Genomic DNA, 13,040 nt, shown 5'->3' with positions numbered 1-13,040 from the left:
GCCGCGCTTGACGGCTCGCGCACAGGGCGGCGCGTGATCATGGTTCCGCGAGAACATGGCGGCAGGCTCCGCGAAAAGACGGCGGCGCAGCGCGACGGTTTCGGACGGACGAGGGCCAGGTGGGCATGACGGGCGCAAGGGGCGCGAGGTTCCCGTTCGGACTGCTCGGACTCCTCGGACTCGTGGGGACCTGGGGCCTGACCAGGCTGGTGCTGCTCTTCTTCGTCTTCAAGGTGTACGTCTTCCCGGGCCCGGACGTCACCAGCGACGTCAACGTGATCTACCAGGGCTGGTACGAGGTCCTGCGGCACGGCACCTTCCCGCTCGACGACGTCACCTGGCAGTACCCCCCGGCCGCCGCGCTGGCGATCCTCTCCCCGGCCCTGCTCCCCTTCCTCGGCTACGCGCAGGCCTTCTTCGTGCTGGCCTTCCTCGCCGACTTCGTGGTGTTCGCTCTGCTCCAGTACGCGGGTCTGCGCGCGGGCAAGACGTCGCGCGGCGCCTGGGTGTGGGTGATCGGCGTGCCGCTGCTCGGGCCGACCGTGTACGCCCGCTACGACGTGATGGTGACGGCCGTCGCGGTCGCGGCGCTGCTCGCCGGGGCCCGCCATCCGCGGGTGATGGGGGCGCTCGTGGGCTTCGGCGCGATGCTGAAGGTGTGGCCGGTACTGCTGCTGGTCGGGGCCGTGCGGCGGCGGGCCTGGGCCGCGGCGGTGGTCACGGTGGGAGGCATCGCGGCGGTGTTCGCCGTGACGATGCCGGGCGCCTTCTCCTTCCTGACCTTCCAGCGCGACCGCGGCACCGAGGTCGAGTCGCTCGGCTCCCTCGTCTTCCATGTGGCCCGGCAGTACGGCTGGGACGGCCAGGTGCTGCTCAACTACGGCTCGGTGGAGTTCCTCGGCCCGTACGTCGACGTGGTGAGCACTGCGGCTCTGGCGCTGACGGGCCTGGCCTTCGGCTGGCTGCTGCTGTGGCGGCTGTGCGCCAAGCGGTTCCTGCCGCACACGCTCGCCGACGCCGCGTTCGTGGCCGTGCTCATGTTCACGACCACCAGCCGGGTCATCAGCCCGCAGTACATGGTCTGGCTGGTCGGGCTCGCGGCCGTCTGCCTGTGCTTCCGCGGCAGCCGGATGACGCTGCCGGTCGGCCTGGTGCTGGCCGCGTGCTTCGTGACCGTCCTGGAGTTCCCGATCTGGTTCTCGCACGTCGTCTCCAGCGACCGGCTCGGCATCGCCCTGCTCTTCGCGCGCAACGGCCTGCTGGTGATCGCCACGCTCCTCGCCGCCCTGCAGCTGTGGCGCACCACCATCTCCGAACCGCCCCCGCCCCTTCCCTCTCAGACCGCCCGCACCAAGGAGAGCCTCGCGTCCTCCTGACGCCGGGCCCACCCGAGGAGCACAGCGCACTGCACCGTCATGGCCAGCGCGAGCGCGAGGCAGATCCCGGGCAGACCCAGCCCCGACAGGACGTAGGCGAGCGGGAGTTGGACCGCCGTACCGACCAGCGTCACCCGTAGCAGCACGGGGGCGCCCCCGCTCCCCTCGAAGACCCCGCCGACCGCGATGAAGCACGCCATCAGCAACAGGTAGGGCCCGACGCAGCGCAGGAACAGCACTCCCTCGTGCGCGACGCCCGGTCCGGCGCCGAAGGCGCGCATGATCCACGGGGCGAGGAGACCGAGCAGGGACGCGGCGAGCACGCCGACCGCTCCGGAGACGAGCACGGCCTGCCGCCCGATGGCACCCCGCTCGTCCCCGCCCGTGCCCCGTGTGTGCGCGGTGTGGATCGAGGCGGCCTGCCGGACCGCGTAGAACGCCATGGTCGCGACGTACATGACCTTGTACGCGACGGAGTACGCGGCCACGGCCGTCACTCCGAGCCGGGCGACGATCGCCACCAGGACCAGTGCCCCGCCCTGCCGCACGGTGAAGTCGGCGGACATCGGCAGCCCGGTCCTCAGGGTGCGGTGGAACGCGCCTCCCGTGGCCTCCGAGGGCCGTACGCCGGCCGCCTCCCGCAGCAGGACGTTCCGGCGCAGGGCGCGCAGGCCCACGGCCAGGGCCACGCAGCGGCACAGCACGGTGGAGGCGGCGGCGCCCCGGACGCCGTACGCGTGGATGAGCAGCGGGTCGAGTCCGAGGATCAGGCCGTTGGCCAGCAACGCGAGGCGCATCGGGGTACGGGTGTCGCCGGCGCCCTTCAGGATCCCGTCGACGAGGTTCTGGGCGAAGAAGACGGCGATGCCGGGCAAGGAGATCGCGAAGTAGCCGACGGCGAGCGACAGGGCGCGCCCGTCGCCGCCGAGCACCGTCCGGGCCAGCGGCTCCCGCAGCAGATACCCGCCCGCCGCGACGAAGGGTGTGACCAGCACGCACAGCGCCCGTCCCCCGCGTACGGCCGCCCGCACCGCGCCCGGATCCCGCGCGCCCCTGGCGTGCGAGACGAGGACCGTCGTCCCCGAGGCGAAGACCAGGGCCACGCCGAGCAGCACGTTCTCGGTGTTGGTCGCGACGGCGACGGCGGCCACCGCGGCGCCGCCCAGCTGGGAGACCCAGACGGTGTTGATGATCCCGGCGGCGACGGAGGCGAGCAGGGAGAGGTAGACGGGGTGGGCGAGAGATATGAGCTGCTTGCGGTGGGCGTTCACGCATGACTCCCTCGATACGAACTACCTCGTTTAGAGGTAGCTCGATAAGAGGTACCATGGGCCCGAGAGACCCGCAACCACCGCTCGAGAGACCCGCAACCACCACGGAGCCGCCGCATGCTGGAGCTGTCGATCCTCGGTTTCCTCTTCGAGGAGCCCCTGCACGGCTACGAGTTGAAGGAGCGCATCAAGGCGCTCAGCGGCCATGTCCGCCCGGTCAGCGACGGCGCGCTTTACCCCGCGATCACCCGCCTGGTCGCCGCGGGCAAGCTGGTCCAGCACACCGAGCCGGGCAGCAGCGCCGCCCCGCGCCGGGTCCTGTCACTCACCGACCGGGGCCGCGCGGAGCTCCGGGAGCGGCTGCGCCACCCCAAGCAGGCCGAGATCACCGACCAGGTGCGCTTCAACACGCTGCTGGCGTTTCTGCGCCACCTCCCCGACCCCCGGGAGCAGTCCGCCGTGCTGCGACGCCGCCTGGGGTTCCTGGAGACGCCCGCGAGCTTCTTCTACCGGGAGGGGAAGCCCGTACGGGCGGAGGAGACGGACGACCTCTTCCGGCAGGGCATGCTGCGGGTGGCCCGGGCGACGGGCGCGGCGGAGCGGGCATGGCTGGCGGAGGCCATCACCGAACTCGACCAGCGCGCCCGGCCCGCCCAGGCCGACTGACCCGATCAGCCGAGTTGAGCCCGCAGATAGTCCCGCCACTGGGCCGTGAACTTCTCCGGCGTCGTGTGCAGCACGTCCCGCAGCGCTCCCTCGACCGCCCCCGCCCGCTTCTGGTGGTCGCCCACCGCCCGGTAGAAGTCGTCCAGCCGGACCTCGCCCCAGTGGTCGGCGATCATCCGGCAGGCCATCCAGCCGCCCTCGTACGCCCGCGCCAGTTCGGCCGCGTCCCCGCTGAACCCGAAGTCCTTGTCGTCGGGCAGCCCTGCCGGGATCTGCCCGTCCACCACGGCCCGCGCCAGCTCGGGGGCGACCTGCACGGCCGTCCGCCCGCTGCCGCGGTAACCGACCCAGTCCGCGTAGCCCTCGGAGAGCCACAGGGGCGTGGCCGCCGTGGTGTGGGCGCGGCTGGCGACATGCGTGGTCTCGTGGGTGAGCACGACCTGTTTGCCGAAGTCGCCGAGGACGCCGTACGCGTCGGGGTTGACGATGATCCGGTCCGCGGGCGCCTTCGCCGAGCCCGACCCGGCCTCCCCCCGTTTCGCTTCGCTCACCTCGCCCGTGGTGACGGCCGCGATCCCCCGGTACCCGGACGCCGCGGCGCCGAGGAGCCCCGCCATCCCCTCCAGCGACTTCGGTACGAGCACGACGACGTGCCCCGCCCAGTCGGTGCCCCACGCCTCCGACACGGCGGGCACGGCGCGGTCCGCGAGGTCCGCGTACGCGCGCAGGCGCTCGCCTGCCTGCCCGACCCCCAGGACGAGGCTGTGCGTGCCCCGTACGACCGTCACGGCCCCCTGGTCCCACAGCTGTGCGCCGGCCTTCTGGGCCGGTTCGTCCGAGACGACGTGCCAGGTCCCGCCGGTGCGGGTCAGGCGCAGGGTGCGGGCGGCGGTGACGGGCGCGGTGTCATAGCCCTTGATCCGGTAGCGCAGCTCCGCGTCGGCCGTGGCCCGGTCGCCGGAGCGGTGCAGGGTGGTCAGGTGGTACGACCAGGACGCCAGTGGAACCTCGCGCAGATTCCCGAACTCGGCGTCGGCGGCGCCCGGTTGCCCGGTCGCACGGTAGGCCGGCTCGTCCCGGTCGAGGACCGCCGCCGCCCGCCGGTCGAGCACCCGCCGCACCTCGGCCGCCGCGTTGTCCGACGGCGCCCGGCCACCGCAGCCCACGAGCACGGCCAGCAGCAGCACCAGGGAGAGCCCCGCTCGCGACGCACGCCTTCGACCAGCCACGTTCCCGATCGTACGGCGGCTTCGCGCGGAGGTCAGACCCGTGTGACGGAGGAGATCGGCATCATGCCCACCGGGTCGTACCGCACCGGGGCGCCCGGGTAGGGCGCGTGGATCACCTGGCCGTTGCCCATGTACATCGCGATGTGGCTGGCGTCCGAGCGGTAGGTCACCAGGTCGCCCGGCCGCGCCTGGGAGAGCGGCACCTGTCGTCCGGCGTACCGCTGGGCCTGCGAGGTGCGCGGCAGCCCCACTCCGGCCTGCGCGTACGTCCACTGCATGAGGCCCGAACAGTCGAAGCCGCCGGGCCCGTTGGCGCCCCACACATACGGGCGGCCGAGCGCCGAGCGGGCCGCGGCGAGGGCGGCTGCCGCGCGCCCCGACGCCGGGAGGGTGTCCCCGAGGTCGGGCATGTCGGCGCGCCCGGAACGCGACGCCCGGCCGTAGGCGGCGCGCACCTCGTCCGGCAGGGAGTTGAGCAGCTGCCGGGCCTTGGCCAGTTTCCGCTCGACGGTCCGCTTGTTCTGGGCGACGGCCTTGCGGCTGCGTTCCAGGTCGGCCAGTTTGCCGCTGGCCTCCTCGCGCTTTTGCGCGAGGTCGCGCATGGCGAGCTGGAGATCCGTGAGTTCGCCGGCCTGGTGGGCGGTGATCCGGTCGAGGGCGGCGGCCTTGTCGAGGTAGTCGCCCGGATCGTCCGAGAACAGCAGCGCGAGGGACGGGTCGATACCGCCGGAGCGGTACTGCGCCCCGGCGAGTGAACCGAGCGCGTCCCGCATGGTGTTGATGCGCTCCTGCTGACGGGCGATCTCGTCCTGTGCCGTGCTCACCTGCTCACGCAGCGAGTCGGCCCGCTCGTCGGCCTTGTTGTACGCCTCGGTGGCTTTCTCCGCCTGTGCGTACAGCCGGTCCACCTCGGCCCGGGTGTCGTCGTGCGGTGCCGCGGCCGCCGGCAGGGCGCCGAGTGCCGCGGCGGCGGCGGACATCACGCAGACGGCGGCGATTCCGGCGGTGCCGGCGCCCCGGTCGAAGCCGGACGGTGCAAGGCGGCGATGGGACCCCACGAGTAGCCGCTCTCCCTTCGCTGACGGTCCCCCGGTTTGGGGGAAACGCGCCAGACAGTAGCCGTGCGACTACGCACCGGCCAAAGACCTCTGCGGGCACACAACGTGACGCCCCGCCGGAGACGCAGGTCACCGACGGGGCGTGGGGTCAGCGGGAGTTATCGCGATTCGCCCGTTTGGGCGGCGTGCCGAGGGGTTCTCGGTCCCCTCGGACCGCGTGCGTCAGATGCGGACGCCGAACTGGAAGGGCATGTTGCCGATCGACTCGTAGCGCACGACGGCTCCGGTGTGCGGAGCGTGCAGCACCTGGCCGTTGCCCGCGTAGAGGCCGACGTGGTGCATGTCGCCGTAGAAGATGACCAGGTCGCCGACCTGCAGATCGCTCTGCGAGTAGATGCGCGTTCCGGCGTTGGCCTGCGCCTCGGAGGTCCGGGGTATGGAGACACCGGCCTGGGCGTACGCCCACGAGGTGAGGCCCGAGCAGTCGAAGGAGCTGGGGCCGGAGGCGCCGTAGACGTACGGCGAGCCGATCTTGCTCTGCGCGGCGGAGAACGCGGCCCCGGCGCGCCCCGAGGCGGCCTTGCTGTTGCCGAGGTCGACGCGCGCGCTGGCGCGGGTGGCGCGGTCCTGCTCGGCGGCCGCGAGAGCCGCCTTCTCCTTCGCCGTCAGGCTGTTGAGGAGCTTCTGGGCCGAGCTCAGCTTGCCCTGGACTTCCTTCTTCTTCTTGGCGAGCTCCGCCCGGGTGTCGGCGAGGTCCTTGAGCTTGTCGGAGGCTTCCTTGCGCTGCTGGGCGAGCGAACGCTGCTTCTCCTGGACCTTCTTGAGCGCCTCGACCTGCTGAGCGCTCAGCTGGTCCATCGCGGACGCCTTGTCGAGGTAGTCGTCCGGGTTGGAGGAGAGGAAGAGCGCCACGGAGGGGTCGATGCCGCCGGTGCGGTACTGGGCGCTGGCCATCGAACCGAGGCCGTCGCGCAGGGTGTTGAGCTCCTCCTGGCCGCGGGCGACGTTGTCCTGGAGGGCGCTGATCTCCTTCTCCAGTTTGTCCTGCTTCTCCTTGGCCCCGTCGAGCTTCTCGGTGGCCTTCTCGGCCTCCTCGTAGAGCTTGTCGACCTTGGCCTTGACCTCGTCCTTGCTCGGCTTCTCGCTCGGCGCGGCGTTGGCGGCGTTGGCGCTGAGGGCCACGGCAGCGGCGGCGGCGGTGGTGAGCACGGTCACACGGGTGCGGCTCGGCTGCTTGGGTCGACGGTGGGACGCCACGAAGGCGAGCTCCTTCTTCCTCCAGCCGCCTGCCGAATGCGCCGACGGGCGGTGCCCCTCCACCGTCACTCCCAATGAGTGATCACCCGAGCGGAGGTTCGAGGCCTGACCCTAGTGACCTTCCTGTGATCAGTTCAAATCCTGATAGGAAAAATCTCGGTCACCGAGCGCATTCTTTGCCGACAACTCACATGCAGTAATGCGCGTTTGACGCTACGTTGCGTGAAGGTTTCGCCAATTCGGGCATCACGCCCGGACGTTACGCATGGGACTTACGCGGCCGATGGGGCGTACGGCCCAGATGGTCAGCCGGGCGAGAAACGCTTGAGGAGCACCGCCGAAGCGACCGGACGCGCACCCGCCTTGGCGATGCCGTCGGCCACCTCCCGGTCGGTGGAGACGACGATGACCGGCCGCCCGGGCGGCTCGGCGCGCACCAGCTGCCGGATCAACTCGTCGGCCGTGACGCCGGGCTTGGAGAACAGCACCCGCACTCCGCGCGGCGGCGCGAGCAGCACGGGGGCGGCCAGCTCGGCTCCGTCGAAGACACAGGTCACCTCGGCGCCGGTCTGCGCGGTGAGCTGCGAGAGCTGCCCGAGCAGCCTCAGGCGCTGCTTCTCCAGGGGCATCTGCGGATAGCCGGTCTTGGTGACGTTGTAGCCGTCGACCACCAGGTGCGCCTGGGGCAGCGCGAGCAGTTGGTCGAGGATCGCCGGGTCGTTCTCGGACAAGGCGCGAGCGGCGATGTCTTTTGGTGTCATCCGTCCCGGTTCGACCGCGTCCACGGTCTCGGCGGGCCGCACGGACACGGGCGGCAGGGCGAGTTCACGCCGCAGCCCCTGAGCCGCGTCCAGTACGGTGTCGAGCAGCAGCCGTACGCGCATGTCCTCGACGCTGCGCCCCTCGCGCGCCGCTCTGCGCGTCGCCTCCAGGGCCGCCTCTGCCTCCCCCAGCCGCGCCTTGAGCCGCCGGGTCTCGCTCTCGGCGGCGGACACGTGGGCCTGCCCCTCGGCCCGTGCGGTGTCCATCTCGCCCTGCAGCTTGCGCAGTGCGGCCTCGCCGCGCTTGACGTCACTCAGGGCCCCGCGCAGCTTGCGGTGAAGCGATTCGGCTTCCTTCTTGGCCGACTCCAGCTCCGTCCGCAGCCGTTCGGTCTCGGCCCTGGTCTGGCCGCGGGCCTCCGCGAGCTCCTCGCGCAGCCGCTCCAGCTCGGCCCGGCTCTCCTCGCCGGCCCGCTCGGCGTCCGCCCGCAGGGCCTCCTCGCCCGCGGCGGTCACCAGCTTCACCCAGCCCGTGGGGCGCAGCACATAGGCCGCGGCCGCCACGTCCAGCGGATCCGCGGCCGGGGGCGGCGCGCCCGAGTCGAGAGCGCCGGTGAGCTCCGGCTGGCCCTCTCTCAGCTTCTCGGCGATGCGCTGCCGGAACAGCGGGTCCGTCTCCAGCGCCGCCGCCATCGCGTTCCCCGCGAACTTGGCCCGCCGATTGGGGGCGAACCGGGCGTACTGCCGCAATTGGACCGGCAGTTCACCGACGGTCAGCCCACCAAAGCCGTCGGAGACGATCTGGACGACTCGCCTGCGCACGCCGTCGGGCATCGGACGGTCGAGCACCTCAGCGGTGCCGTCGTCCGGCTCCCCGCCTGTGGTCTCCACCATCCGTCACCCCAATACCTGTGCGGGGCCCGCTCCCTCAGGAGCCGGCACCCGGCCTGTCCACGAGTTCCACCTGATCCACCGCGTTGCACCAACGGCACCGCACCGACTCGATGGTCTCACTGACCACCTCACGCTCCTCCACCTTCGGCTCACCGGCGAGGTCGAGGTGCACATACTCGACGACCTTCGAGGAGCGGGTCACGTCGAAACGCGTGAGGTTGCCGCAGAGCGTGCAGCGCCAGCGCGTCTTGGCGTCCGGCAGGGGAACCGTCATGTGGCAGTCGCTTTCCTTCTAGTGTCCGTCCAGCGCCGGTCTCCCGGTGCGTGTGGCTCGTAACCCTACGGCCTGGCGGGTACTCGACGCTCGGTCGTCCACAGCGGCGAGGCGGTCTGCGCGCATCGGTCCCGTTACGTCATGCTCTGCACCATGATCAGCAACTGGAGTACGGCGGTCGTCAGGGCGATCCGCGGACAGTCGGCGCCGGTGACCTACGGCCTGATCGCCCTGTGCTGCCTGATCTTCGTGATCGGCCCGGCGGCGGGCCTCGATCCGGCGTACGGCACCGGGGACGAGCTGCTGCTCACGCAGCGGGCCTACTTCCGGCGCTGGGGCGTAGTGCCCACGGAGCTCTTCGGCGGAGCCCCGCGCGCGGCGCTCACCCCCGCCACGGCCCTGTTCATCCATGGCAGCTGGCTCCACCTCCTGGGCAACATGCTCTTCTTCTACGTCTTCGGGGCGATGGCCGAGGAACGCATGGGCCACGTCCAGTTCGCCCTCTTCTACGTCGGCTGCGGCTACCTCGCGCTGCTCGGCTACGCCGCCGCCAACGCCGAGTCGCCGCAGTCCCTGGTCGGCGCCTCCGGGGCGATCTCCGCGGTCCTCGGCGCGTTCCTGTACCTGTTCCCCAAGGCCCGGGTGACCAGTCTCTTCCCGTTCCTCTTCTTCCTGCCGCTGCGCTTCCCGGCCTGGGTGGTGCTGCCCTTCTGGGTGACCCTCCAGTGGCTGGCGGCGGGCCGCGACTCGTCCGGCCCTGGCGTCGCCTATCTGGCCCATTTGGTGGGCTTCTCGCTCGGCTTCGTCTACGCGTGGGTCCGATTCGGCCGTACGACTAGAGTGAAGGCCCCAGCGACGGCCCCCGAGGGAGAGAACCAGCCGTGATCACCGCGATCGTCCTCATCAAGACCAGCGTGGACCGGATCCCCGAGATCGCCGAGTCGATCGCCGCGCTGGAGAGCGTCAGCGAGGTCTTCTCCGTCACCGGTACGTACGACCTGATCGCCATGGTCCGGGTGAAGGCCCACGACGACCTCGCGGACGTCATCCCCGGCAAGATCAGCAAGATCCCGGGCGTCGAGGCCACGGACACCCACGTCGCGTTCCGCACCTACTCCCAGCACGATCTGGAAGCGGCCTTCGCCATCGGCCTGGACAACTGAGGCGGGCGGTTCTCGCCCCCGTTCGCGCGGTTGCCCGCGGGACGGGCAGGGGCGGCGGGGGCGAAAACTCCTGCGGCTACGTCAGACGGCCGGGACGCAACGGCCGTCCTCCGTGCGGTAGTTCCACTTCGCACCATCCCGGACGAGCTCCTTCACGGCACGCACGAACCGCTCGACGTGCTCGTCGGGAGTCCCCGCCCCGAAGCTGACACGGATCGCGTTGAGGGACTTCTCCCCCGGCGCGGCCTCGGGCGCCCCGCACTCGCCCTGCGACTGCGGGTCACTGCCGAGGAGCGTGCGCACCAGCGGATGGGCGCAGAACAGACCGTCGCGCACCCCGATCCCGTACTCGGCGGACAGCGCCGCCGCGAAGTGCGAGCTGTTCCACCCCTCGACGACGAAGGAGATGACGCCGACACGCGGCGCGTCGTCACCGAAGAGGGACAGGACCCGCACCTCGGGCACCTCGGCGAGCCCCGCGCGGACGGCCGCGATCAGCCGCTGCTCACGGGCGGCCAACGAGTCGAACCCGGCCTCGGTCAGCGCCTTGCAGGCCGAGGCGATCGAGTACGCGCCGATGACGTTCGGGGACCCGGCCTCGTGACGGGCGGCGGTCTCGTGCCACTCCACGTCCACTCCCCCGTCCTCCCGGCGCGACACCTTGCGGCTGGCCCCGCCGCCCGCGAGGTACGGCTCGGCCTCCCGCAGCCAGTCGGAACGGCCCGCGAGCACGCCGGAGCCGAAGGGCGCGTACAGCTTGTGGCCGGAGAAGGCGACCCAGTCGACGTCCAGGTCGCGGACGGAGACCGCGTGGTGCGGGGCCAGCTGAGCGGCGTCGAGGACGACGCGGGCGCCGTGCGCGTGGGCGGCGGCGGCGAGCTCACGCACCGGCCACAGCTCGCCGGTGACGTTGGACGCACCCGTGACGCAGACGAGGGCCGGTCCGTACGGCTCCCGGCCGGCGAGGGCGCGCTCCAGGGTGGCGACGGCCTCCTCGGGCGTGCGCGGGGCGTTCAGGTAGGTCACCCGGGCGTCCCGCCAGGGCAGCAGCGAGGCGTGGTGCTCGGTCTCGAAGACGAAGACCTGGCAGTCGGCCGGAAGGGTGGCGGCGAGCAGGTTGAGCGAGTCGGTGGTGGAGCGGGTGAAGACGACCTGGTCGCCGTCCCGGCAGTCGAGGAACTCGGCGACGGTCCTGCGGGCGTTCTCGAACAGGTCGGTGGACAGCTGCGAGAGATACCCGGCGCCGCGGTGCACGCTGCCGTAGTACGGGGCGTACGCGGCCACGTCGTCCCACACCCGCTGCAGGGCCGGGGCGCTGGCGGCGTAGTCGAGGGCGGCGTAGGTGACCTCGCCACCGGTGACGAGGGGCACGGTCACATCCCTGCCCAGGACGGGCAGAGGGGTACAAACGGACTGGTCGGCGGCAGCGGTGGAGACAGACATGGCGAGCTCCTGTGAGAGGCAGGCGGAATCACCGCGCGAGCGGGTACACGGGGGTACGGCTCAGCGCAGGAAAGGGTGAAAGGGGTATGCGGAGGCGGGGCTCTACGCCCTATCGCATTCGCTTGCTCACAGAAGGCTCCCTCGAACGACCAGGACCCCTGGGCTTGTCCACTCAGATGAGGGCGAGGGGTCCGCGCTTGCCGTAGACCTCGCTGCCTACGGCCTGGTCTTCACCCGGGGCACCCCGCCACGGACGGAGGGTTGCCGGACAGCCGGCCGGGGCCTGATGGCTGTCGCTCATGACCTGCCCAGCATCTTGCCATACGATCTTCCCCACGCAACCCCCGTGTCCGGATACCGGGACGCCGGGGGCCGTAAGGGGCGCGGGGAACTACGCGACCAGCCCCCACCCGTCCGCAGCCGGAGAACAACCCGGCGGGGTCTGGGGCGCGGCCCCAGAAGGGCGCGGCCCCAGAAGAGGGGACGGGTAGGGGCGGAGGGGGCGGAACAAGCGCTACGCGTTGCTGGCCGCCACCCAGCGGTCGAGGGTCCGTTTCGCGGTGCCCGAGTCGATGGCCTCGGCCGCCCGAGTCATCGCCCCCCGGATCTGATCCACCAGCGGCCCGTCGCCCGGCGACAGGGCCACCAGCGCCGCCGCCGAGTTCAGCAGCACCGCGTCCCGTACCGGCCCCGTCTCGCCGTCCAGGAGCCGCCGCGCGACCCCGGCGTTGTACTCGGGGTCGGCACCCCGCAGCGCCTCCACCGGCACCACCTCGAGGCCGACGTCGCGCGGGTCGAAGGCCTCCTCGGTCACCTTGCCGTCGCGGACGATCCACACCCGGGAGGTGGCCGTGGTCGTCAGCTCGTCGAGGCCGTCGTCGCCCCGGAACACCAGCGCGGACGACCCACGCTCGGCCAGCACGCCGGCGATGAGCCCCGCCATCCGGGTGTCGAAACAGCCGATCGCCGAGGCGGTGACCCGGGCGGGGTTGGTCAGCGGGCCGAGCAGGTTGAACGAGGTCGGAATCCCCAGGTCCCGCCGCACCGCGCCGACGAACCGCATCGAGGGATGGAACTTGGCCGCGAAGCAGAAGGTGATCCCGGCCTCCTCCACCACCTGCGCGACCCGCTCGGGCGACAGGTCCAGATTGATGCCGAGCCGCTCCAGCACGTCCGACGAGCCGCTCGCCGAGGACGACGCACGGTTGCCGTGCTTGACGACCTTCGCCCCGGTCCCGGCGATCACGATGGCGGACATCGTCGAGATGTTGACCGTCTTGGCCCGGTCGCCGCCCGTACCGACGATGTCGACGGCCGGCCCCGGGATGTGCAGCGGCTTCGCGTGGGCGTACATCGTCCGCACGAGACCGGTGATCTCCTCGACCGTCTCGCCCTTGGCCCGCAGCGCCACCAGGAAGCCCGCGATCTGGGCGTCCGCGGCCTCACCGCTCATGATGCGGTCCATGGCCCACGCCGTGTCCTCGGCGCTCAGGTCCTGTCCGCCGAGCAGCGCGCTCAGTACGTCGGGCCAGGAACGGCCCGCCGCGGTGTCGCCTCCAGCGGGGGTCACAGCGCTCATCAGCCGCTCCTGGGTGAAGTCCCGTACAACGGGACGCGAGATTCGACGAGTCCACCCTATCCAGCCCCG

12 protein-coding genes and 1 riboswitch are annotated in these 13,040 nt (G+C 71.6%); of the genes, 4 read left to right on the top strand and 8 right to left on the bottom strand.

Going from position 1 to position 13,040, the window contains the following annotated elements:
• Positions 1 to 125: 125 nt before the first annotated feature.
• Positions 126 to 1,376 carry a glycosyltransferase family 87 protein gene (locus ACFVXA_RS12785; RefSeq protein ID WP_362029569.1) on the top strand — a complete coding sequence of 417 codons (1,251 nt, stop codon included), beginning with the start codon at positions 126 to 128 and terminating at the stop codon, positions 1,374 to 1,376.
• On the opposite strand, the gene ACFVXA_RS12780 is transcribed toward ACFVXA_RS12785, so the two are convergent.
• Positions 1,337 to 2,647 carry an MATE family efflux transporter gene (locus ACFVXA_RS12780; protein ID WP_362029572.1) on the bottom strand — a complete coding sequence of 437 codons (1,311 nt, stop codon included), beginning with the start codon at positions 2,645 to 2,647 and terminating at the stop codon, positions 1,337 to 1,339. The genes ACFVXA_RS12785 and ACFVXA_RS12780 overlap by 40 nt on opposite strands.
• Before the next feature lie 117 nt (positions 2,648 to 2,764).
• On the opposite strand from ACFVXA_RS12780, the gene ACFVXA_RS12775 reads away from it, so the two are divergent.
• Positions 2,765 to 3,313: a PadR family transcriptional regulator gene (locus ACFVXA_RS12775; RefSeq protein ID WP_383738914.1), complete on the top strand. Its 549-nt coding sequence runs from the start codon at positions 2,765 to 2,767 to the stop codon at positions 3,311 to 3,313.
• Positions 3,314 to 3,318: 5 nt separating this feature from the next.
• Here the strand turns inward: ACFVXA_RS12775 and ACFVXA_RS12770 are convergent, their stop codons facing one another.
• The 5 genes from ACFVXA_RS12770 to ACFVXA_RS12750 form a co-directional block, all read right to left on the bottom strand.
• Positions 3,319 to 4,542 (bottom strand): hypothetical protein, encoded by a 1,224-nt coding sequence (locus tag ACFVXA_RS12770; protein WP_389935637.1) that lies wholly within the window; start codon positions 4,540 to 4,542, stop codon positions 3,319 to 3,321.
• Between the two features lie 32 nt (positions 4,543 to 4,574).
• Positions 4,575 to 5,600, bottom strand: a complete 1,026-nt coding sequence (locus ACFVXA_RS12765) for an NlpC/P60 family protein (RefSeq protein ID WP_390024955.1) — start codon at positions 5,598 to 5,600, stop codon at positions 4,575 to 4,577.
• Positions 5,601 to 5,822: 222 nt separating this feature from the next.
• Complete coding sequence (locus ACFVXA_RS12760) at positions 5,823 to 6,857, bottom strand: NlpC/P60 family protein (protein WP_362029584.1); 1,035 nt, start codon at positions 6,855 to 6,857, stop codon at positions 5,823 to 5,825.
• 305 nt (positions 6,858 to 7,162) lie between these two features.
• On the bottom strand, positions 7,163 to 8,512 hold the full coding sequence (locus ACFVXA_RS12755; RefSeq protein WP_390024953.1) for an NYN domain-containing protein: 1,350 nt from the start codon (positions 8,510 to 8,512) through the stop codon (positions 7,163 to 7,165).
• A 34-nt stretch (positions 8,513 to 8,546) separates the two neighbouring features.
• Positions 8,547 to 8,786 (bottom strand): hypothetical protein, encoded by a 240-nt coding sequence (locus ACFVXA_RS12750; protein ID WP_037624014.1) that lies wholly within the window; start codon positions 8,784 to 8,786, stop codon positions 8,547 to 8,549.
• Positions 8,787 to 8,939: 153 nt separating this feature from the next.
• Here ACFVXA_RS12750 and ACFVXA_RS12745 point away from each other — a divergent pair, with 153 nt between their 5' ends.
• Entirely contained in the window at positions 8,940 to 9,671 is a 732-nt protein-coding gene (locus tag ACFVXA_RS12745; protein ID WP_362029589.1) for a rhomboid family intramembrane serine protease, read from the top strand.
• Positions 9,668 to 9,949 (top strand): Lrp/AsnC ligand binding domain-containing protein, encoded by a 282-nt coding sequence (locus ACFVXA_RS12740; protein WP_362029592.1) that lies wholly within the window; start codon positions 9,668 to 9,670, stop codon positions 9,947 to 9,949. The genes ACFVXA_RS12745 and ACFVXA_RS12740 overlap by 4 nt, the downstream gene beginning before the upstream one ends.
• A gap of 81 nt (positions 9,950 to 10,030) precedes the next feature.
• Here the strand turns inward: ACFVXA_RS12740 and ACFVXA_RS12735 are convergent, their stop codons facing one another.
• Both ACFVXA_RS12735 and trpD read right to left on the bottom strand, forming a co-directional pair.
• Positions 10,031 to 11,392 carry an aminotransferase class V-fold PLP-dependent enzyme gene (locus tag ACFVXA_RS12735; RefSeq protein WP_390024951.1) on the bottom strand — a complete coding sequence of 454 codons (1,362 nt, stop codon included), beginning with the start codon at positions 11,390 to 11,392 and terminating at the stop codon, positions 10,031 to 10,033.
• Positions 11,393 to 11,580: 188 nt separating this feature from the next.
• A riboswitch (SAM riboswitch) is annotated at positions 11,581 to 11,697 on the bottom strand.
• Between the two features lie 209 nt (positions 11,698 to 11,906).
• Positions 11,907 to 12,971: an anthranilate phosphoribosyltransferase gene (gene trpD, locus ACFVXA_RS12730; protein ID WP_384019254.1), complete on the bottom strand. Its 1,065-nt coding sequence runs from the start codon at positions 12,969 to 12,971 to the stop codon at positions 11,907 to 11,909.
• Between the last annotated feature and the right edge of the window lie 69 nt (positions 12,972 to 13,040).

The organism is Streptomyces sp. NPDC058246, from assembly GCF_042881985.1.
In the GTDB taxonomy this organism is placed as follows: domain Bacteria; phylum Actinomycetota; class Actinomycetes; order Streptomycetales; family Streptomycetaceae; genus Streptomyces.
The sequence above is the reverse complement of the archived record's forward strand: the minus strand, read 5'-3'. Positions and strand labels throughout refer to the sequence as shown.